This is a genomic window from Clostridium senegalense JC122, from assembly GCF_000285575.1.
Lineage (GTDB): Bacteria > Bacillota > Clostridia > Clostridiales > Clostridiaceae > Clostridium_J > Clostridium_J senegalense.
Genome location: NZ_HE611054.1, coordinates 218,466 through 240,847, shown reverse-complemented (window position 1 = coordinate 240,847; position 22,382 = coordinate 218,466). Strand labels below are relative to the sequence as shown.

Sequence of the window (22,382 nt, the reverse complement as noted above, 5' to 3'; positions counted from 1 at the left end):
ATATTAAAAAGTGGTATGTTTTTTAAAAAAAATAGGTACTTATAGGGAAACAAGCTCCAACTTAAATTTATACATCAAATTTTTGTTATCAGTTGAGAAAAATAAGTACAAATATAGTTAGTTAAGAACCACAACTGTCCACTATTTACTCTTAACTTTTAACTAAAATAATCTGTTAGTTATTGATAAAATATTAATTTGAATTTTATCATTTGATAAATGAATAAGTTTAAAATTTAATTTGGGATCCTATAAAAACAAAGGAGTTGATTAATATGAAATGTGAAATCATAGCTGTAGGAACAGAATTATTATTAGGGGATATCTTAAATACCAATGCACAATACTTGTCTAGAAGATTAAGTGAGCTAGGTATATTTTGTTATCATCAGTCTGTAGTTGGGGACAACCCTCAAAGGTTAAAAGAAACTTATGAATTAGCTTTTAAAAGAGCAGATTTAGTTATAACTACTGGTGGATTAGGGCCAACTAAAGACGATTTAACAAAAGAAATATCCTTTGAATTTTTTAAAAAAGAAAGTGTATTACATGAAGAATCTTTAAAAAGAATAGAAGATAGATTTGAAAAGATGGGAAGGGAAATGGCTAAAAATAATATAAAACAAGCTTATTTTCCTAAAGATGCAATAGTTTTAAGAAATGACAATGGAACAGCACCAGGATGTATTATAAATGAGAACAATAAAATACTTATAAATTTACCTGGGCCACCAAAAGAAATGAAGCCTATGTTTGAAAATTCTGTAGTTCCTTACCTTTCAAACTTTCAAAAGGTAGTTTTAACATCAAAAGTTTTAAGGGTTATTGGAATTGGAGAGAGTACAGCAGAAGAAATGATTAGTCACATAATAGAAAATCAAACTAATCCTACAGTAGCACCTTATGCAAAAGATGGAGAGGTTACTTTTAGAATTACAGCAACAGCAGAAAATGAAAATAAGGCAAAAGAACTTATAGTTCCTATACAAGAAGAATTAAAAGAAATATTTAAAGAAAATTTATATGGTGAAGGTGATGATACATTAGAAGATGTTTTAGGAAAATTTCTTGTAGAAAACAATCTTACAGTATCAACGGCTGAATCTTGTACAGGAGGATTACTTGGAGCAAAACTTATAAATTATCCAGGTATATCAGCTGTATTTTTAGAAGGTGCTATAACATATAGTAATGATGCTAAGATGAGAACTTTAGGTGTAAAAGAAGAAACCTTAAAAGAATTTGGAGCAGTAAGTAGTGAAACGGCAAAAGAGATGGCAGAGGGTATAGCTAAAAGATGTGGTGCAAGGATTGGTATATCAACAACAGGTATTGCAGGTCCAGGTGGTGGAACTGATGAAAAACCAGTAGGTCTTGTGTATATTGGTGTTTATATTGATGGTGAAGTATCAACTAAAAAGTTAAACCTTTTAGGAAATAGACAACAAATACGAAATCGTGCGACACAGTGTGCCTTAGATTTCTTAAGAAGAAAATTATGTATAAGTAAAGATATTAATAAATAAAAAAAGAGATGATTAATTCATCTCTTTTATTGCTTCTTAGGCAAGATTTTACTTAAATCTATAACCCCGTTACCTTGCATATATTTCTTTTCTTTTATTAATCTAGAAGATACTTTTAAAAGACCATAGACATCCTTAAATATTAACTGTGGATTGTACTCGTATAAAAGTGCACAAACTCCAGCAATATATGCGCAAGACACAGAAGTTCCACTTACATCAATATAATGTCTATTAAGTTTTGGAGGATACACCTTTAAGCCATTTCGTTCTGAAATATAGCTAGTATTACAATTAAGAGAGATGACATCTACAGCTGCAGATATAAAATCTGGTTTAGCTAGAGTTTTTGACGATCCACAAGAAGAATAAGGATAAATTTTGCTAGCAGAAGTAGTATCTATACCACCTACAGTTATAACATCTTTTAAAACGGCAAATCCTTTAATACTATTTTCAGATGATAAATTGCTACCAGAAGGTACCACTACAGTTATACCCTTATCTATACAAACTTTAAATAGCTTGGAATAAATATTTAAAAAATCACTATCAATAGTATAAGTTTCAAAAGGTAAACATATTATTTTAATGTTATAATCTTCACTACACTTTAAAATTTCATTTATCGCAAATAAAGTAGATGAAAGAAAGGCCTTTCCTGTTTTATCAAAAGCTTTAGCGACTACTAAATGGCTGTTAATTGCAACACCACGGTATCTTCCTTTAGATTCATAACCACTTCCACAAAGTATTCCTGAGATAAAAGTACCATGACCATTATCATCATAAGGATAAGTAAAATTGTTTATAACATCTATAAAGTGTTTAATTTTATTGTTTGGATATAAAAGATCTTTATGGGGATAGCAACCACTATCCACTAAGCCAATGCCTACCCCCTTACCACTAAGTTTATAATCTCCTTTAATGATATTATCAGAACTTTGCAATGAAACACCATTTGATAAAAGAACAGTTCTACCACAAAGAAATGCATATTCATCTAAAATTATATATTTAATTTCTGGTAGCTCTATAAGACGATTTATACAATTTGTACTTAAATTAGCAGCAATACAGTTAATAGTATCTATAGAAAATAATACTTCACCATTTAAGTATTTAATTTTTTTAACTAAATCATCCTTTAAATTTCTATATTCAACAATGACCCTATATTTACTATAAAAATTGTTTTCTATAGCTTTTCTTAATGTGGGAGATAGTTTCCTTTTTAAAGAAAGCATAAAATATCCTCCTAGAATTGATACATCAATATATTATATGAATACATGAAATAAATGTAACTTTAAGTAAAAAATTTTAATGAATTTACATTAGAATAATAAAAGAATATTAAAAATATATAAAAAATTGTATACCATTCATTTTTTTGATAAATGCTATTGAAATTTCAAATCATTACATTCATAATAGATTACGTAGATATAATGAGTGAGGGGGATAAGTATGGACTTTAAACAGTTAGAAGCTTTTATTATGGTGGCAAAATTAAGAAGTTTTTCAAAGGCAGCAAATGCTATTTATCTTTCACAACCAACTATAAGCTCTAATATAGCTAGTTTGGAAAAGGAACTGGAAATTCAACTTTTTGATAGAACATCTAAGGAAGTTAATTTAACTCCTGCAGGAGAGTTATTTTTAGAATACGCTACAGATATAATAAATACTAGGAATAATTCTATAGTTGAAATGTCTAATTTTAACAACAACATATCCGGTAGATTAAATATATCAGCAAGTACTACTCCATGTAATGCTATATTACCAAGGCTTATAAAAAAGTTTAATGATACTTATGCAAATGTTAAATTTAATATTAAAGAGCAAGGCTCTGTAGGAATAATTAAAGATATATTAGAATTAAATTGTGAAATCGGATTAGTAGGTACTACCGTACATAATAATAAAATAAGAAGTTATGACATAATGGAGGATGAACTAGTTATAGTTTCTAAAAAAGAGTTAGGTCTTCCAGCGGTATTAACTATTGATGAACTTTTGAATTGTGATTTTATAATAAGAGAAAAAGAATCTGCAACAAGAAAAACATTAGAAACTGCACTAGATGAAGCAAATTTGGATAACCATAAATTGAAAGTTTTATGTGAAGTTAATAACTTAGATGCTCAAATAAAAATGCTAAAACTTGGATTAGGGGTAGTTATTTTATCGAAAGCACTATGTGAGGATTTATTAAAAGATGAAAACATGCAAATAAGTACTGTGGATGGATTAAATCTTAAAAGAAGTATGTATTTAGTTGTTAGTGCTAAGAGAACGTTAACACCAATAGCTACAGCCTTTTTGAATATGTGTAAAGAGGTATATAATTTAGAATAATTTACACTTAAAGTTATTCATTAAGTTTTTGTTCTAAATTAATAAATTAATAGACTAAAAAAAGATGCTATGCATCTTTTTTATTTTTGCCACTTAAAAAGAATTATTCCTGCAATCATAACTACAATGCCCAATATTTCTTTTAAACCAAAGGAACATTTTTCAATGCCAAATAATCCAAGACAATCTATAAGTGCTGCTGCAACTAGTTGGGCAACTAGTATTATAGATATTGCATAAGTAGTACCTAAGGTAGAGATACTTTTCATAACAGTATAAACTATAATTGCACCTAAAACTCCGCTTAAAAGATATATTTTATTTGCATCTTTTATTGCTTTTATATCTCCCTTACCAGCAAAAAGCATAACAATAAATGTAACAATAAGAGCAACCCCTTGAGCGATTACATTAGTTTCCCAAAGCCCTACAGTTTCAGACAGTTTAGTATTAAAAACACCTTGAAGGCTCATGCTTACACCTGAAATTATTGCTATTATTACAGCTAACATAAAATCACCGTCCTCAGGATTAGTGTAACCAATAAATTTAGTCATATTCAATATACTTATGAAAGGGATATATTAAAAAGGCTAAATATTTCCTATTGAGTTTTATAGGAGTAATAGATTATTATAATAAAAGATTGTTTAAAACATCAAATTTAAATAAATGCATAAAAAAACTAATTAAGCTAGTTAAAATCAATGTAACAATACATTTCAGTTTAAAATAACTATAATTAGTTTTAAATTTTAATATTCTTTTAGTGGATAAGATTTTATCATTTCTCTATTAGATGTTGGTTGTTTCCAAAGTTCAAACTTACAGATTTTAGCTGTGTATAAGTATGAATCTTTTTCAAAATGTGGATCTATGTATAATGTTCCATTCCCAGCACTTTTTCTCGTATTATGATTAGCATTAGCTATAGGAATGTTAAGATTACCATTATTAGGCATCTTTATATTGACATTATAAATTGGAAAAGTATTAAATACACTTCTTAAAATCTTATTTATATATCCTTTATCTTCTACTTTAAAGCCTAGCGTATTAAAACTATCATTAAAAACTATTTTATTATCTATCATAATTTTAAAATTTTTATATGGTGCTAAAACTTTAAGCATTGCTTCATCCAATTTTTGAAAATCATTAGAATTTACTACACCTAAAGGTATATGAAGCACAGGTGTATTTTTATATAATTTATATTTTTTACTTATGGACTTTTGTATTTTTGTAAGAGATGAAGATGAATTTTCATCAAAAACGGCAACTAAGTAATATTTCATAACTATCCTCCATAACCCAAGGTTTTAAATTGACACACTTAATATAATGCGCCAAAACTCGTTAATTTATAATAAACAATATTATATCATAAATAATGGAAGGATTCATTAAAAATATTATCTATAAGGTTATTTACATAGAAATAAGTTTATAAATAATATTTTTAATTACTGGTATAAAAACTTTAAAAGTTTTTATTTAATAGTTAAAAAGTAATAGTTAATAGTTTTAGGATGAAACTGGAATGTAGTTTTCTTATAATCTGATGATATAAAAAGTATAGTTATTAATAATCACCATAACTCTTAGCTATTAGTATAATGTTAATATTATGAATTCATAAATTTAAAATTTAGTTTAGAACAGTATATCAATAATTTAAAAAAGGGTTAAATACCTTTAAAATTCTTGTAAAATGCATAAATATCTTGCATATAAGTATGATAGCCTTTATATTAGATGTAGAATAAATGATATATTTTAAAATTTCGTATTAATAATGTAATTTGTATATGATATAATATGATATGTATGATTTTTAGGATGCAAGATAAACTTAATATATATTAAATAGTGAGGATGATACCGTAATGGAAAAATTAATAATTAATGGTGGTAAATCCATATATGGAGAAGTGGAAATAAGTGGAGCGAAAAATGCAGTAGTAGCAATTTTACCAGCAGCTATAGTAGCAAGTAAGGGAAAATGCTGTATTGATAATATCCCTAATATTGAAGATGTTAATTGTATAGAAAGAATATTTGAATATTTAGGATGTAAAGTTGAAAGAAAAGAAGGGGCTTTAACTATAGATAGTACAGTTGTTAAAAGTCTTAATGCAAATACAGAACATGTAAGAAAAATGAGAGCGTCATATTACTTTTTAGGAGCTCTTTTAGGAAGATTTAAAGAAGCTAGAGTAGAGCTTCCAGGGGGATGCCCTATAGGTTCAAGACCTATAGATCAACACATAAAAGGATTTGAAGCTTTAGGTGCAAGCGTAACAATAGAATGTGGCGCTGTTAGTGTTAAAGCAGAAAAATTAGTTGGAACAAGCATATACTTTGATGTAATTAGTGTTGGAGCAACTATAAATGTCATGCTTGCAGCTGTTTTTGCAGAAGGTGTTACTATTCTTGAAAATGCTGCTAAAGAACCGCATGTAGTTGATGTAGCAAACTTTTTAAATAGTATGGGCGCAAAAATAAAAGGTGCAGGAACTGATACAATAAAAATAACAGGAGTAGATGAGGTTGTAGGATGCAATTACTCAGTTATTCCAGACCAAATAGAAGCAGGTACTTTCATGGTAGCTACAGCTGCATGTGGAGGAGAAGTAAAAATAAAGAACGTTATACCTAAACACCTTGAGTCTATATCAGCGAAATTAATAGAAATGGGAGCTGATGTTACAGAGGGTGATGACAATATTATCGTTAAATCAGATAAAAACTTAAAGGGTGTAAACATAAAAACATTACCTTACCCAGGATTCCCAACAGATGTACAACAGCCAATGAGTACTTTATTAGCTGTTTCAAAGGGCAGAAGTGTAATAAATGAAAGTATATATGAAAACAGATTAAAACATGTTGAAGAGTTAAATAGAATGGGAGCAAACATAACTGTTGAGGGAAGAGTTGCTGTTATTGATGGCGTAGAAAAACTTAAAGGTGCTAATGTTAAGGCAACAGATTTAAGAGCAGGAGCGGCACTTGTTATAGCAGGTTTAGTTGCAGAAGGAACTACTGTTGTTGAAGGAATACAACATATAGATAGAGGGTACCCTAATATAGAAGAAAAGTTTAAACGCTTAGGTGGAGACATTACAAGAGCAAAGTGTGATTAGTAAGTTAAGAGAAGGAGAAGTTTATGATATTTTGTCCATTATTTAGTGGTAGTAGCGGAAATAGTGTATTTGTATCAGATGGTAATACTAGAATTTTAATAGATGCAGGAGTTGCAGGTAAGAACATAGAAAGGGAATTAACTAATATAGGTGAAAACCCTTCGGAAATAGACGGTATTTTTGTAACTCATGAACATATAGACCATATAAAATCTGTAGGTGTATTATCAAGAAAACACAATATACCTATATATGCAAATGAGCTTACTTGGAATGCTATGGAAAGCAAACTAGGTAAATTAAAGATGGAAAATATAAAGCTTCTTGATAAGAAATACATAGACATAAAAGATATGACTATAGAAAATTTTAAAATACATCATGATGCTGTTGATCCTAGAGGTTATGCATTTAGAAGCAAAAATAAGGTAGCAGCAGTAGCAACAGATTTAGGACATTTTTCAGAAGAAGTGAAAAATGTTTTGAAAGAGGCAGATGTATTTTTATTAGAAAGTAACCATGATATTGAAATGCTTAAATTTGGGCCATATCCATATGTACTTAAGAAAAGAATTTTAAGTGATATTGGACATTTATCTAATGAGGCTTGTGGAAATGCTATATTAGATATTTTAGGAGACAATCTTAAAAATATATATTTAGGACACTTAAGCAAAACAAATAACTATCCACAGTTAGCATATGAGACAGTTATAAGCGTTTTAAAGGAAAACAAGGTTCAAATAGGAACAGATGTAAATATTACTATGGCAAATAGAGATAAACACAGTGATGTTATATGTGTATAATGATATTATGCTAATAATAAGTATAAGGGGGCAGTTATGAAAAAGAAATCAATAATAATAATATTAATAATTGCTTTTACTATAATAGGTGTTTTATCTTTTATAAATTACGATAAGAAAGATAAAAATAGTGCTTTAAATAGAGAAAAAATCAAGAATTTAAATGTAAAACAAGAAGAAAGTGGAGAGTATTTAGATTTAACATTATATTTTGATGGAACTGAAAATGATAGTGAATCTAAAATTTTAAAAGAAGAAAGACTAGTTGATAAGGAAGAATTGTTAGGAGAAATAATAGTTCAAGAGCTTTTAAAAGGCCCTTCAGTAGTTAGTCAATCTAAAGCAATATTCCCTAAAGACACAAGATTATTAAGCTTTTCTATTAAAGATGGTATTGCATATGTGAATTTAAGTGAAGCTGCAAAAGTTGAAATGAATGAGAATAAAGAAAAAACCACACTTACTTGTTTAGCTACGTCCCTTACTCAGCTAAGTAGTATTGACAAGGTTATGCTAACTATAGATAATAAAAATTTGCAAACAATAGGTGGAAATTACGATGTTTCAAAACCGTTTTCACAGGAAGATATTAATGGATTAAAGCTTAAATAGAATGAAGTTAAGTAAATATTGAAACAAATCAAAAGTTTTATTATAATTAACGAAGTAGATAAATTTTAATTTATTCATAAAGGAGATAATAACATGAGTTTATATAATGAATGGACAAATTACGTAGTTGATTTTGTGAAAAGCAAAGGTGAACCAGAATTCTGGAAAGAGTATGCTAGAGTTGAAACTACTATATATAGCAAAGCATTAACTAATTTAAATGGAGAAATTAAGGGAAAAATAAATGAATTAGCTGAAGAATATGGCGTTACAGATGTTCAATTTATGGGATTCTTAGATGGAATAAATGAGAGTATAGAAAAAGAATTAGATTTAGAGTCAATGGATGCAAATGCTGAAATAGATATGAAAATTGATTTTGAAAAATTATATTTCAATATGTTAGAATCTAAAGCTGATTACTTATACAAATTACCACAATGGAATGCAATATTCTCAGAAGAAAAAAGAAAAGAGATAACAAAAGAATGGAGAGCTTCTAAAGTAATAGTTAAAGAAACTAAAGTAGGAAGAAATGATCCATGCATATGTGGTAGTGGTAAAAAATACAAAAAGTGTTGTGGAAAATAGAATTTATGATAAAGCACCCTTATAGGGTGCTTTTTTAATACACAATTATATAGGGAAATAAGCTCCAATTTAAATTTATTTAATAACTTTTAACTTAAAACAAATTGTTGATTATTCATGAGATTAAGTGTATATAGGGAGTTTAAAAATTTTAAACAAAACGTTAATAATTTTAAATTTATTAAAAAAATACAATAGTAAAGTTTAGATTTTTAAAAAAATAATATAAAATTAGTTATAATTTAATATTATTGTAATTAATTTTGCTATATTAAATGATAAAATTTTTATGTAAAAGTGTTAAAAATTATATTAAAATAGCTTTTAATTGTGATAATATAGTTTAGTATTAAAGTATATTATATACACTAATGTAGGTATTTAACTTTAAAAGTTTTAACATAGATGTTTTGAGGTGCATTATGAACAAAAAGAAAAAGTATGTTGTGGTTAACGAGAAAAGACTAATTATGGCAATAATAGTATGTTTGATTATTATATTTGGTGCATCTATACCAATGATTAATTATATAAAGAGTGTAAATAAAAAAATGAATTGGTATATGGAAAAAAGAAGAGGTCAAACAGTTAGAAGACTCTAAAACAAATGAAGAAGTTAAAGAGAAGGAAGAAGATAAAAGTGACAATAAAGAAAATAAAATAGAAAATAATGAGACAAGCAGTGATGAAAATATTTTAACAACATCTGCATTTATGGGAGATTCTATAACGGAAGGGTTCTCTTTTTATGAATTAGTAGAAGATAAAAGAGTTTTAGCTAATAAAGGAGATACTACTGAAGTTGCAGTAAGTTATGTAAATCAATTAAAAGATATAAATCCTAAAAATATATTTATACTTTATGGAATGAATGATTTGATTTGTTTTTCTAAAAATGAAGATTTTATTTCACAATATGAAAAACTAATAGAAGATATAAAAAAAGAAGTACCAAATTCTACTATATATGTTCAATCAGTATTTCCAGTAGCAAGTTTTGGAGAGGATGCTACAAATGGAATTACTAATACTCGTATAGAAGAAGTTAATAAATTGATTGTAGATATGTGTGTGAGACAAAGGGTTAATTATATGGATATTGGTAAGCTTTTAAAAGGAAATGATAATTCTTTTGAGCCAGATGGTAAACATGTAAAAGGAACCTTTTATAGCACATGGATAGATGAAATAAAAAACAATTTACATTAATTATAAGGGAAAGTAGAGTTAAACTTAGCTACTTAAAAATTGAGAATGAAAAGTTAGGTTAATTAAATCAGTACATAAAAATTTTAAGGCGTATAAAAATAAATAAAAAGTCAAAAATTCAAAGTATATTTGTCATGAGACAAAGAGATAAAATCTAGTGATAGTGGGGCTATGTATGGGCTTTATCGACAAAGTATTCATGGCAAATAAGTGAGAATATTAGTTTATTATTTATTTGAGTATGCCTAAATACAGGAAGGATGAAAAATATGTTAAAAGGAAACACTAAAACAAAAAAAATAATGGCAATTGCTTTTGGAGCAATACTAACGGTAGGAATGTTAACTGGTTGTGGGACAAGTACTAAGGAGAAAAACCCAACGACAAAAGAAGTAATAGAAAACATAAAAAATTCAACAGAATTTGCAGATATGCAAGAAGGTAGTGAAGAAAAATTAGAGAAGTTTGTTGGCGTTAAGTCAGAGGATATAGAAGAAATTTCATTTTACATACCAAAAACAAACTTACAAGCTGATGAAGTAGCTGTTATAAAAGTTAAAGATGAAGCAAAAGTTGAAGATATGAAAAAACAAATCGAAGCAAAAGTAAATGAAAATGGTGAAGGATTTAAAGATTATCTTCCAGAACAATATAATTTAGTAGAAAACAAGGTTTTAAAATCTGAAAGAACGTACATATTATTAGCAGTATCAAAGGATGCAGAAAAAATAGAAGAAGCTTTTGATGGTTCTTTAAAATAATATAAAAACAAAATTTAATAATTAAGGTGGGACGTAAATTGGTATTTAGTAGTTTAATATTTTTATTTGTATTTCTACCTGTAACATTACTAGTTTACTATATATCCCCTAAAAGAATAAGAAACTTAGTATTATTGATATTTAGTCTTATATTTTATGCATGGGGTGAGCCTGTTTATATAGGAATAATGCTATTTTCAACAGTGTTTGATTATACTAACGGAATTCTTATAGATAAATATAGAGATAATAAGAGCAAGGCAAGACTTGTTCTTATTATTTCTATGGTTATTAATCTAGGAATTTTAGCATTTTTTAAATATTACGGGTTCTTTATAGCAAACGTTAATGGATTACTTGGTCTAAATTTAGTAGCAAAAACTTTACCATTACCTGTAGGTATATCATTTTATACGTTTCAGACAATGTCATACACTATAGATGTCTATTTAGATAAGATTCCAGTGCAAAAAAACATCATATCTTTTGGTGCGTATGTTACAATGTTCCCACAGTTAGTAGCTGGTCCTATTGTAAAGTATGGAGAAGTTGCAAAACAAATAGATAGTAGGCATGAAACACTAGAAAAGTTTGGAGAAGGATGCGAATTATTTATAGTAGGTTTAGCTAAAAAAGTTTTACTAGCTAATAATATAGGAATTATATGGACTACTATTAAAAATACTCCAATAAATGATGTTACTGTGATTGGAGCGTGGCTTGGTATAATAGCATTTACCTTCCAAATATATTTTGATTTTAGTGGGTATTCAGACATGGCAATCGGTCTTGGAAAAATGTTAGGTTTTGATTTTATGAAAAACTTTAATTACCCATATATATCAAAGAGTATTACAGAGTTTTGGCGTAGATGGCATATATCTTTAGGCTCTTGGTTTAGAGAATATGTATACATACCGTTAGGTGGTAATAGAGTTTCACTAGGGAAACATTTAAGAAATTTATTTATAGTTTGGTTTCTTACTGGCCTTTGGCATGGAGCAAGTTGGAACTTTATAGTTTGGGGACTTTACTTTGGATGTATATTAGTAATAGAGAAAATGTTCTTATTAAAATGGCTTGAAAAAATGCCTGGATTTATTGCTAATTTATATGCAATGGTACTAGTTATAATCGGTTGGGTGTTCTTTGATGTAGAAACATTAAATAGTGCCTTAAAGTACATAAAAGTTATGTTTGGTCTTAATAGCAATCCTTTAATGGATAGTATGACAATGTATTATTTCACAACTAATATAGGATTAATCATAGCAGTTATAATATGTTCAACACCTATTTTAAAAAGATTAGTTGATTTTATAAAAATAAAACTAAAAACTTTAAAGATAGTAATATTACCAAGTATATACTTAATAATGTTAGTTATATCAGTGGCTTATTTAGTTAATGAAACTTATAATCCATTCTTATACTTTAGATTTTAGAAGTATGAATAATTAGCTTAAAAGAGGTGAAAGTGTTGAACAAAAATAATAAATTATTAAAGATAATTGTAGCTATAATGTTTATTGGATTTTTTACATCTATTGTAGCTTTAAATATAATAACTCCAAATAAAGATTTTTCAGAGTTGGAAAATAGAGTGCTTCAAAAGAAGCCTAAGTTTTCAATAGAATCTTTGCTTGAAGGTAAATTTACTAAAAAATATGAAGAATATATTTCTGACCAATTTGCATTTAGAGATTTTTGGGTAGAATTAAAATCTAAATGTGATAAATTTATAGGAAAAAAAGAAAGTAATGATGTTTACTTAGGAAAAGATGATTATTTACTTGAAAAATTTAAAGCACCATCACAAGAAGAGGTTGATACTAGGGTAAATGCTATCAATAACTTTGATAATCAATCTAAAGAGTTAAAAAAATATATTGTATTAGCACCTACTGCAGTGGATATACTTAAAGATAAGTTACCAAACTATGTAGTAGAGCCTAGTGAAAAAACATATCTAGATAAGTTTAAAGATGGTTTAAATGAAGACATAAATTTTGTAGATGTATATGAAAAGTTAAATTCTAAAAAAGATGAGTACATATACTATAAAACGGATCATCACTGGACAACTGATGGAGCATACTATGCTTATGAAGAATTAGCTAAGAGCATGAATCTGTCTTTAGCAGATAAAGATAACTTTGATAAAGTAGAAGTGAGTAATGAGTTTTTAGGTTCACTATACTCTAAAGGTAATTTTAGAGGTGTATCTTCTGATAGCATTAATCTTTATAAATATAAAAATCATATAGATGAAGATATAAAGGTAGAGTATCCATTAGAAGAAAAAGAGAGTAATTCTATGTATGCAATGGATAACCTTAAGAAAAAAGATAAGTATACTGTTTTCTTAGATGGAAATCATCCTTTAGTAAAGATAAGTACAAAAGCAAATAGTGATAGAAAGTTGCTTATAGTAAAGGATTCTTATGCTAATTCTTTTGTTCCATTTTTAATAAATGATTTTAGTGAAATATATATGGTAGATTTAAGATACTATACAGAAGACTTGTCAAAATTAATAGAAAAGAATGAAATAGATGAAATGTTAATGCTTTATAATGCAAATACATTTTTTCAAGACACATCTATAAAAACTATTAAATATTAAAACATATAAATAACCTTTAATTTAAGTTTAGTAAGTAATTATTAAACTATAGATAATGTTTACTTTTAATTATGAAAGTAAATGTTAAAAAAGCATATAAACTTAGTTATATAGTATAATATTATTAACTGTAAAATTAGGGGGAGTATTTATGAGTATGACTTTAATACCACATTTAGTGACTTTGGGGTTAACTTGTATAAAATTTTTAATTTTATATTTTGTTATAAAACTTGCTGTAAAAAAATCTATTCAAGAAGCTCAAGATAAATAATTTACAAAGTTATATAAGAGAGTTTAGAAAATAAGTTTTTATAAGCTAAATTTTTAAACTCTTTTTATTATTTTAATGTAGAAGTTCAAAAGTGAGTTTGTATCACTATAGATTGGTGTTATAATATTTTAAAGGTAAGTGAGGTGTAAATATGAGTGAAGAAAATAAAGAGGGATTAGCTGGTAGTGGATGTGAAGTATTAATTCCATTTAACGAAAGACGCCCTATACAAGAAATTGAAAGAAGCTTAATAAAAAAATATAGAAAACATATATGGTCTAAATTTATAAAGGCTATAAAAGACTATAAATTAGTAGAAGATGGAGATAAAATTGCAGTAGCTATATCTGGAGGAAAAGACAGTTTAGTTATGGCAAAATGTTTTCAGGAATTAAAAAGACATGGCCAAATGGATTTTGAACTAGAGTTTATAGCTATGGATCCTGGTTATCATGAAGATATTAAACAGCTTTTAATTGACAACTGTAATTACTTAAATATACCTATACATATATTTGACTCAGGGATATTTAAAATTGTTGATGACATAGCTAAAGACTATCCATGTTACATGTGTGCGAGAATGCGTAGAGGTGCATTATATTCAAAGGCTCAAGAACTTGGATGTAATAAACTTGCACTAGGACATCATTTTAATGACGTAATAGAAACTACAATGTTAAATGTTTTATATGCAGGAAATTTTAAAACAATGCTTCCAAAATTAAAGGCAACTAATTTTGAAGGATTAGAGCTTATAAGACCACTTTATTATGTAGAAGAGCCATATATACAAAAATTCATTCAAAACAGCGGTATATGGCCATTAAATTGTGCATGTATGGTAGCTGCAAAGAAAATAGGGAACAAACGTTTTGAGATAAAGGATATGATAGCAGATTTAAAGAAAAACTTTAAAGATGTAGATAAATCTATATTCAGAGCAGCACAGAATGTAAACATGGATGCAATATTAGGATGGAAAAAGGACGGAGAAACCTATTCATATTTAGATTTCTTTGATGAAGATTAATAATTTATTTAAATTAGCTGTATTAAAATAGAAGAACAAATCTATTTTAATACGGCTTTTTTCAACTATATTATAGTTTATGTAAAAATGAGGTTAATTTACAATATGTTAACATAATGATAGATATAATGTTATGATTTAAATTTACGCTAATTATAAAATTAATTAGAATATAAATTTAGAGAGGGAGTTGGTGTGATATATATGAAGAATAAAAAAACAAATTGGATTTTAGTAATTATACTTATTATATTATCAATAATTATCTTAGGATATATAATTGCACTAAAAAGTATGAAAGGTGATGTTGTAGCAACATATCTTACTAAAGATAGTTATAAATATGCTCCAATAGAGTTTAGGGAGAATGTATACTTTCCAGTAGGTGGTGGATTTCCAGAGGCTAATAGAACAGAACCACTAGGTAGTCTTTCAAGAAACAAAGGAGGACTATTAGCTAGAATTGTTTTTGATGAACCAATTGTAGGAGAAAAAAATGATGAAGAGTTTACAGATTTAGAAGTGTATCAAGGTTATAGTATGAAATACACTAAAGCTAATAAAGTAGAGAAAGATAATTCAGTAAAAGAAGGTTTAGAAAAATATTCACAATATATGTTATACAAAGGAAATATATCAGATGAAAATGAGATGGAGAAAGTTTTAATTGATAAGGAAATAGTTCTTCAACTTGAGAAGTTATTTGGTGAGATTAAATATAATATAGATGATTTTAGTAAATATGATGAAATATATTATGTATATGCTGAACCTAAAGTTTATATTGGAACTATTTTTTATATTGATAAAAAACTTTATTATGGAAATATGAATAATCTCATTGAAGGGGAGTTATATGATAAGATAATGAACCTTATAGAAAAATAGAAATAAAAAAATCTCAAAATGTTTTATTCATTTTGAGATTTCTTTGTTTATTAGAATATTATGTGTGCTATTAATGACACAATAGGAAGAGCAATTAATGTTCTTTCTAAGAAGATTATAAATAAATCTTTTAATGAAACTGGTATTTTTGAACCAAGTATAAGTCCTCCTATTTCAGACATATATATTAATTGAACTACAGATATACATGCTATGATAAATCTTGTCATTGGGCTAACTATTGTAGCACCTATAACTGTTGGCAAGAACATATCTGCAAAACCTACTATTAAAGTTTGAGAAGCAGCAGCTGCTTCTGGTATATGTAATAGATTAAGTATTGGTATGAACGGCATACCAAGTATTTGGAAAACTGGAGTATACTCAGCAATTATTAAAGCAAGTGTTCCTATAGCCATAACAATAGGAAGAACTCCAAGCCACATATCTAAAACATTTTTTACACCTTCAAAAACTAATTCAGAGAAGTTTTTGTTTTTTTCAGCTCTTTCTAATGCTTGAGTTAAAGCCCATTGATAAGAAGTGTAACCTTCAGGAATGATTTCCTTATTTTCTGCTTTAGCATTATTAAAAAAGCTTCTACTTTTTTTTGAAAGTGGTGGTATACGTGGAGTTATTATAGCTAAAATTATTCCACATAATGTAACAGTTAAGTAAAAAGGTATAAACATATTAGAAAGTCCTACTTGAGCTATTACAACTAAACTAAATGTTATTGAAACAGCAGAGAAGCTTGTACTTATTATTGAAGCTTCTTTAGCAGAATAATAACCTTCCTCATATTGTTTGCTAGTAAGTAGTACACCTATAGTTCCATCACCAAGCCAAGAAGTTATACAATCTATAGATGAACGACCAGGCAATCCGAAAACTGGTCTCATTACTTTACTACAAAAAGTTCCTACGAATTCTAATAATCCAAAGTTTAATAACAGTGGTAGAAATAATCCAGCAAATAAAAATACTGAGAATAGAATTGGTAGTAAATCATAAAGTAAAAGTCCACCTGTGTTTTCTGATACAATGAAATTTGGACCAATATTAAAAGTAGCACATATTACAAAAATCATTCCGAAAAATCTTGATGCAGCCCAAATTGGTGAAATATTAAATAATGAATTGAAAAATTTATTATTTATAATAAAATTAGGTTTTACTAATTTAGTTACTAATGTTCCAAGTGCAGCTAAAGTAATCATAAAGCATACTATGTATGGCATAAAATCGATTAATCTATTAAGTAAAGCCCTAGATAGTATGGCCACTGGTATTGTTAATTCGCCTTCATGGGGAACAGGTGTCATGAAAAACAATACGCCAATTAAAGATGGTAATAAAAATAATAATAAGTTCCATTTAGAATAAGATGCTTTTTCTGTTTTTAGCATATATAATTCCTCCTTCTTTAGTTTATAAATATACAATTTCTTATTATAATAATACAGAAAATGAAAAAAGTCCACCCTTTTTCGTCATAAAATCAAATAAAAATACAATTTATAAGTGGAATATACATAAAATGATGTATTAATATACAAAATATGCATAAAACTTAATATAATATGCCAAAAGCATTGTTAATTATAATACTTGTAAAAACATAAAAATTACTTTAACAAGTTACATTAATGTTGAAAATCATTAAAAGTTATTATATAAAATTGTATACAACTAGATTAGTTAGAGGTGAAAAAAATAAGGAGAGTTCATACAAAACTCTCCTTATTAATAAGTTAAAACTTAAATAAAAGATTGAATTAAATCGTTAAGTTGAAATTGAAAATTATCTTTAGATATAGAATCTATTAATTCTCTAGCAGCTTTTACCTCATCGGTAATTACTCCATCTACACCCATATAGTAATATTCTTCTATTGAAGTCAATGTATTTGCAGTCCAAACATAAATATCTTTATTAAATAATCTACAGGCCATTATTAGTTTATTACTTATAATAGATTCTTCAACAGATAGAAAATCAATATCCATAAATTCAACATTTGGTATACCTGCAACCACTATATATCCTACTGTTAATTTAGGAGCTTTTTTATTAACTTCCTTTAAAATATTATAGTTAGTAGATTGAACTATGCATTCATTATAAAAATCATTTTCATTTAATATATTTAAAAAATCATCTACAAAGTTATTTTCGTACCCATGAAGCTTTAACTCTATATTTAGCTTAATACGACCTTTAGAAAGTTTTAAAACTTCATCTAAAGTAGGAATTTTACTTACAAATCCATTTTGAGAAGTTTGTAGGGTTTTAATTTCATCTAAGGTTAAGTCATATACATTTACATTTTTCTTTGCAAGCCTTTTAAGATTAGTATCATGGATAACTATAAGTTTATTATCTTTCGTTTGAAGTACGTCTATTTCAGCAAAATCTGCATTGGCATTTATTGCCCCTTCTATAGCTTCTAAACTATTTTCAACACCTGCATTTCTATAACCTCTATGAGCCATAATCTTAAAATTATTATGGGTATCATTTACCGCTCTAACAATAGAACTATCTACCAATAAAGAAGTTATTACGAAAAACAAAAGAGCCGGCACTATTACAAGGGATAAAATTACTTTTTTATGTTTTACAGTAAAACTTTGTTTTTTGTCAGCGCTAGTAAATTCTATATTATCAATACAAATATTCTTTTTATCACAATAATCTAAATAAAGAATTGTAAGTGTATTAATAACAATAGGTGTAGTTATAGTCATTAAGATATAGTATAGAGTTAAAGAAATTACAAAGGTAATAGCTGGTGAAAATTTATAAACAAAAGATTTATTCACAAGCCAAATTATAAAGCAAATAAGAGAAACTAGTAAAAATGATAATAGTATATAAAGTAAAAAAATAAAATTATAGAGCTGATTAAAATAACAACAGTTTTAATATAATTTTTCTTTACTATTTCACTACTTTTTTTAGCAGCACGCCTAAAGCTTGTTTCACCCTCTAAAATTACAATATGAATAGAATATATCCATCTTACGTTTAAGTAAAAAATAACTGCTAATACTAATAAATATAAAATTCCACCTAGAGTTGTTTTCATAAGTTCATCTGAAATAAAATTAGGAATACTTAAAGATGGAATTAAAGATGAGTTAGCACCTACATTAAATAATGGCAAAAGAAGAATTAAATATAATGCCATATGAATCATTCCAAAACCAAATATAATTTTAATATTCGAGAAAGCCTTTTTTAGTGCTGATTTTAAATTTATACGTTTTTTATAGTTACTAAAATAAGAGATTATTATAAGAACAGAAAGTTCTATAAATATAACGCCTATTATTATTGGCGTTAAAACAATAAATGTTAAAAATCCATATCTACTAAGTCCAAATCTTATAAGTTCTCCATTAGTTAAACTATTAAAACCAGCAAAATAAAGAAATTTATTAAATATCAAAGAAATAAATGGTGTAAAAATACTAATAGTAAGTATTTTATAAATTGCTTCAAAAAGTGAATTTTCCCAATAAGAAAATCTTATATTTTTATATGAAGTAGATATAGTTTTTATTAAGTATATATTTTTAGATTTATCAAATAATTTCATATATAGAACCTCTTTTAAAAAATAATTTAAGATTATAAGTTTTAGAACTAATTTATTAAGACAATTATACTTTAATGTAAAGATTATAATTATTCACTCTTCACTAGAAAATTAAGTTTGTAACCCTATGTATATATAGGATTCCAAATATAACACCAATTTATTAATACCATGATTAAAAATTTAATATTACATTTAGAATTACATATTATTATATACTATTTAAAATAAAAGGAAGGTGAAAATTTCTAAAAATTAAAAAATTACATATAAAACTAAAAATTAAAAATACGAGGTGAAAAAATGAATATAATAAAAAAGATGGTAGAATAGAAGAACTTAAAAAAGATAAAATAAAAGTAAGTATTGAAAATGCAGCAAAGGATTCAGCTACTATATTAAATAATTCAGATGTAGAATTATTAGTATCTGATATAATGGAAACTTTAAAAAAATTAAGAGAAGACGGGAATACATCTAGTTATGAAGTAAGTGGCGTGGTACTTCATACTCTTAATAAAAATAAATTTGGTGATATATTAAACTCATATTCAGAAAATGAATAATGTATTAAAAAGTAGTAAATATTTATATGTAAAAAATTAATAGGTTTATTTTTTATATGATTTATATTATAATGTTAATAAATATGAATAAAGTTTTTATATTTATAATAACTTTGAAAAGGTTGATTAGATGAGAAATGTTTTTTATGACGCATTAGAACAGTCACCGATAGTATCTGCAGTTAAAGATATGGATGGTCTTTGTAAGGCTTTAGAATCCGACTCAAAAGTCGTGTTTGTTCTTTTTGGTGATATATGTAACATATCCGATATAACTAAAAGAATTAAAGAAAAAAATAAAATAGCTATAGTTCATATCGATTTAGTTGATGGACTTGCAAATCGAGATATAGTGATAACCTTTTTAAAAAATAATACATCGGCAGATGGAGTAATTAGTACAAAATCAAACATAATAAAAAAAGCTAAAGAAAACGGATTTATAACAGTCCAAAGATGTTTCATACTTGATTCATTATCTTTGGAAGGTAGTAAAAAATATATGAATGCAGGATATGCAGATGCAATAGAAATATTACCTGGAGTTATGCCTAAAATAATTAAAACCGTAGTTGGTTTTGCAAAAGTACCAGTTATTGCTGGTGGGCTAATACAGGATAAAGAGGATATAATGACTGCGCTTCAAGCTGGAGCTACAGCAGTTTCCTCGACTAAAAAAGATATATGGTTTATGTAGCGAGAGAATTAGAGAAAAGCTACAAAAACAAAAACGCCGTTAAGGCATAAGAAAAGAAATGAAGGATTAAATATTTAAAATATTAGTCTATTATTTATTTGATTATGCTTAAAGTGGGGGTGTGTTGTTTTTGTAGCTTTTTTTATTTGTTTGGAGGGATTATTAATGGAAAAGTATATTGTGGCTTTAGATCAGGGGACGACTAGTTCAAGGGCGATAGTTTTTGACAAGGATCAAAATATTTTAGAGATAGTCCAAAAGGAAATAACATGTTTTTATCCTAAAAAAGGATGGGTTGAGCAAGACCCTATGGAGATATTTGCATCTCAATATGGAGTACTTATAGAAGCTTTAGCAAAAACAGGATTATTAGCAGAAAATATAGCAGCTATAGGAATTACAAATCAAAGGGAAACTACAGTTTTATGGGATAAAGAGACAGGAAAACCTGTTTACAATGCAATTGGATGGCAATGTAGAAGAACGGCAGATATATGTGACAAATTAAAAAAAGATGGTCATGAAGAATATATAAGAGAAAATACAGGTCTTGTTGTAGATGCTTACTTTTCAGCTACAAAAATAAAATGGATTTTAGATAATGTTGAAGGTGTAAGAGAAAAAGCAGAAAAAGGTCAAATTTTATTCGGAACAGTTGATACATGGCTTTTATGGAAACTTACTAATGGAAAAGTTCATGCAACAGATTATACAAATGCATCAAGAACAATGCTTTTCAATATAAAAACATTACAATGGGATAAAAAATTACTAGAGATTTTAGATATACCAGAAAATATTTTACCAGAAGTTAAAAACAGTAGTGAAGTATATGGAAGAACAAACCTTGGAGGTAAAGGTGGTACTAGAGTTCCAATAGCAGGAATAGCTGGAGACCAACAGGCAGCATTATTTGGTCAAGCATGTTTTGAAAAGGGTTCTGCAAAAAATACTTACGGAACAGGTTGCTTTTTACTTATGAATACTGGTGATGAAATCATAAACAGTAAAAACGGACTTATAACAACAATTGCAATAGGAATAGATAATAAAATTCAATATGCACTGGAAGGTAGTGTATTCGTTGGTGGAGCTGTTATCCAATGGCTTAGAGATGAACTTAGAATTGTTAATGATGCTCACGATACAGAGTATTTTGCAAAAAAAGTTAAAGATAATGGTGGAGTTTACATAGTTCCAGCCTTCACTGGACTTGGCGCACCATACTGGGATATGTATGCACGTGGTGCAATATTTGGACTTACAAGAGGTGCAAATAGAAACCATATAATCAGAGCTGCACTTGAATCTATAGCATATCAAACTAAAGATGTTATAGATGCAATGGTTGAAGATACAGGAATGTGTCTTACAGAGCTAAAAGTAGATGGTGGAGCAAGTTCTAATGGATTCTTGTTACAATTCCAATCTGACATATTAGGAAAGACAGTAAGAAGACCACTTATAAGAGAAACTACAGCATTAGGAGCGGCTTATCTTGCTGGACTTGCAGTAGGGTTCTGGGAAAGTAAAGAAGAGATTAAAGATAAGTGGAATATAGATAATGAATATATGCCAAACTTAAGTGAAGAAGAAAAAGAAAGGCTTTATAAAGGCTGGAAAAGAGCAGTTGTAAGAGCTATGGAATGGGAAGAAAAAGAAGATTAAT

Annotated in this window: 22 protein-coding genes and 1 pseudogene; 17 read left to right on the top strand and 6 right to left on the bottom strand. The window is 27.3% G+C overall.

Annotated elements, in window-relative coordinates; all coding sequences use genetic code 11:
- Nucleotides 1-275 precede the first annotated feature (275 nt).
- Entirely contained in the window at nucleotides 276-1,526 is a 1,251-nt protein-coding gene (locus tag CSGHG_RS17120) for a competence/damage-inducible protein A (protein ID WP_010298191.1), read from the top strand.
- 26 nt (nucleotides 1,527-1,552) lie between these two features.
- Here CSGHG_RS17120 and CSGHG_RS17115 read toward each other — a convergent pair whose 3' ends face one another.
- Complete coding sequence (locus tag CSGHG_RS17115; RefSeq protein ID WP_010298188.1) at nucleotides 1,553-2,776, bottom strand: S8 family serine peptidase; 1,224 nt, start codon at nucleotides 2,774-2,776, stop codon at nucleotides 1,553-1,555.
- 223 nt (nucleotides 2,777-2,999) lie between these two features.
- On the opposite strand from CSGHG_RS17115, the gene CSGHG_RS17110 reads away from it, so the two are divergent.
- Complete coding sequence (locus tag CSGHG_RS17110) at nucleotides 3,000-3,893, top strand: selenium metabolism-associated LysR family transcriptional regulator (protein WP_010298184.1); 894 nt, start codon at nucleotides 3,000-3,002, stop codon at nucleotides 3,891-3,893.
- Nucleotides 3,894-3,973: 80 nt separating this feature from the next.
- Here CSGHG_RS17110 and CSGHG_RS17105 read toward each other — a convergent pair whose 3' ends face one another.
- Together CSGHG_RS17105 and CSGHG_RS17100 are read right to left on the bottom strand one after the other, a co-directional pair.
- A complete protein-coding gene (locus CSGHG_RS17105) occupies nucleotides 3,974-4,405 on the bottom strand; it encodes a DMT family transporter (protein ID WP_010298181.1) in 432 nt (143 codons plus the stop codon).
- Between the two features lie 243 nt (nucleotides 4,406-4,648).
- Nucleotides 4,649-5,191: a hypothetical protein gene (locus CSGHG_RS17100; RefSeq protein ID WP_010298178.1), complete on the bottom strand. Its 543-nt coding sequence runs from the start codon at nucleotides 5,189-5,191 to the stop codon at nucleotides 4,649-4,651.
- A 591-nt stretch (nucleotides 5,192-5,782) separates the two neighbouring features.
- On the opposite strand from CSGHG_RS17100, the gene CSGHG_RS17095 reads away from it, so the two are divergent.
- From CSGHG_RS17095 to CSGHG_RS17040, 12 genes are all read left to right on the top strand, one after another.
- The gene (locus tag CSGHG_RS17095) at nucleotides 5,783-7,042 is read left to right on the top strand and encodes a UDP-N-acetylglucosamine 1-carboxyvinyltransferase (protein WP_010298175.1); all 1,260 of its coding nucleotides are present in this window, start codon (nucleotides 5,783-5,785) and stop codon (nucleotides 7,040-7,042) included.
- A 23-nt stretch (nucleotides 7,043-7,065) separates the two neighbouring features.
- Nucleotides 7,066-7,851: an MBL fold metallo-hydrolase gene (locus CSGHG_RS17090; RefSeq protein WP_010298172.1), complete on the top strand. Its 786-nt coding sequence runs from the start codon at nucleotides 7,066-7,068 to the stop codon at nucleotides 7,849-7,851.
- A gap of 36 nt (nucleotides 7,852-7,887) precedes the next feature.
- The gene (locus tag CSGHG_RS17085; protein ID WP_010298169.1) at nucleotides 7,888-8,463 is read left to right on the top strand and encodes a GerMN domain-containing protein; all 576 of its coding nucleotides are present in this window, start codon (nucleotides 7,888-7,890) and stop codon (nucleotides 8,461-8,463) included.
- Between the two features lie 93 nt (nucleotides 8,464-8,556).
- Complete coding sequence (locus CSGHG_RS17080; RefSeq protein WP_010298161.1) at nucleotides 8,557-9,054, top strand: SEC-C metal-binding domain-containing protein; 498 nt, start codon at nucleotides 8,557-8,559, stop codon at nucleotides 9,052-9,054.
- Between the two features lie 422 nt (nucleotides 9,055-9,476).
- Nucleotides 9,477-9,656 (top strand): hypothetical protein, encoded by a 180-nt coding sequence (locus CSGHG_RS17075; protein WP_026022423.1) that lies wholly within the window; start codon nucleotides 9,477-9,479, stop codon nucleotides 9,654-9,656.
- Nucleotides 9,657-9,768: 112 nt separating this feature from the next.
- The gene (locus tag CSGHG_RS17070; RefSeq protein WP_010298158.1) at nucleotides 9,769-10,263 is read left to right on the top strand and encodes a GDSL-type esterase/lipase family protein; all 495 of its coding nucleotides are present in this window, start codon (nucleotides 9,769-9,771) and stop codon (nucleotides 10,261-10,263) included.
- A gap of 269 nt (nucleotides 10,264-10,532) precedes the next feature.
- Nucleotides 10,533-11,024 carry a DUF4358 domain-containing protein gene (locus CSGHG_RS17065; protein ID WP_010298156.1) on the top strand — a complete coding sequence of 164 codons (492 nt, stop codon included), beginning with the start codon at nucleotides 10,533-10,535 and terminating at the stop codon, nucleotides 11,022-11,024.
- A 38-nt stretch (nucleotides 11,025-11,062) separates the two neighbouring features.
- Entirely contained in the window at nucleotides 11,063-12,469 is a 1,407-nt protein-coding gene (locus CSGHG_RS17060; protein WP_010298153.1) for an MBOAT family O-acyltransferase, read from the top strand.
- Nucleotides 12,470-12,501: 32 nt separating this feature from the next.
- A complete protein-coding gene (locus CSGHG_RS17055; RefSeq protein ID WP_235700172.1) occupies nucleotides 12,502-13,650 on the top strand; it encodes a DHHW family protein in 1,149 nt (382 codons plus the stop codon).
- Nucleotides 13,651-13,801: 151 nt separating this feature from the next.
- Nucleotides 13,802-13,924, top strand: coding sequence for a hypothetical protein (locus CSGHG_RS24740; protein WP_268869875.1), 123 nt, complete (start codon nucleotides 13,802-13,804; stop codon nucleotides 13,922-13,924).
- Between the two features lie 151 nt (nucleotides 13,925-14,075).
- Entirely contained in the window at nucleotides 14,076-14,957 is an 882-nt protein-coding gene (locus CSGHG_RS17045) for a tRNA 2-thiocytidine biosynthesis TtcA family protein (protein WP_010298148.1), read from the top strand.
- Nucleotides 14,958-15,161: 204 nt separating this feature from the next.
- The gene (locus tag CSGHG_RS17040; RefSeq protein ID WP_147582290.1) at nucleotides 15,162-15,845 is read left to right on the top strand and encodes a hypothetical protein; all 684 of its coding nucleotides are present in this window, start codon (nucleotides 15,162-15,164) and stop codon (nucleotides 15,843-15,845) included.
- A 50-nt stretch (nucleotides 15,846-15,895) separates the two neighbouring features.
- Here CSGHG_RS17040 and CSGHG_RS17035 read toward each other — a convergent pair whose 3' ends face one another.
- From CSGHG_RS17035 to CSGHG_RS22175, 3 genes are all read right to left on the bottom strand, one after another.
- Nucleotides 15,896-17,254: a YjiH family protein gene (locus CSGHG_RS17035; RefSeq protein WP_010298141.1), complete on the bottom strand. Its 1,359-nt coding sequence runs from the start codon at nucleotides 17,252-17,254 to the stop codon at nucleotides 15,896-15,898.
- Nucleotides 17,255-17,606: 352 nt separating this feature from the next.
- The gene (locus tag CSGHG_RS22180; protein WP_162130924.1) at nucleotides 17,607-18,596 is read right to left on the bottom strand and encodes a glycerophosphodiester phosphodiesterase; all 990 of its coding nucleotides are present in this window, start codon (nucleotides 18,594-18,596) and stop codon (nucleotides 17,607-17,609) included.
- A 104-nt stretch (nucleotides 18,597-18,700) separates the two neighbouring features.
- Complete coding sequence (locus CSGHG_RS22175) at nucleotides 18,701-19,450, bottom strand: glycerophosphoryl diester phosphodiesterase membrane domain-containing protein (RefSeq protein WP_010298135.1); 750 nt, start codon at nucleotides 19,448-19,450, stop codon at nucleotides 18,701-18,703.
- Nucleotides 19,451-19,776: 326 nt separating this feature from the next.
- On the opposite strand from CSGHG_RS22175, the pseudogene CSGHG_RS17025 reads away from it, so the two are divergent.
- From CSGHG_RS17025 to glpK, 3 genes and pseudogenes are all read left to right on the top strand, one after another.
- A pseudogene (locus CSGHG_RS17025) lies at nucleotides 19,777-20,016 on the top strand (ATP cone domain-containing protein); the annotation flags it as partial.
- A gap of 130 nt (nucleotides 20,017-20,146) precedes the next feature.
- Nucleotides 20,147-20,713 (top strand): glycerol-3-phosphate responsive antiterminator, encoded by a 567-nt coding sequence (locus CSGHG_RS17020; RefSeq protein ID WP_010298128.1) that lies wholly within the window; start codon nucleotides 20,147-20,149, stop codon nucleotides 20,711-20,713.
- Between the two features lie 165 nt (nucleotides 20,714-20,878).
- Complete coding sequence (gene glpK, locus CSGHG_RS17015) at nucleotides 20,879-22,381, top strand: glycerol kinase GlpK (protein ID WP_010298125.1); 1,503 nt, start codon at nucleotides 20,879-20,881, stop codon at nucleotides 22,379-22,381.
- The last annotated feature ends 1 nt before the right edge of the window (nucleotide 22,382 follow it).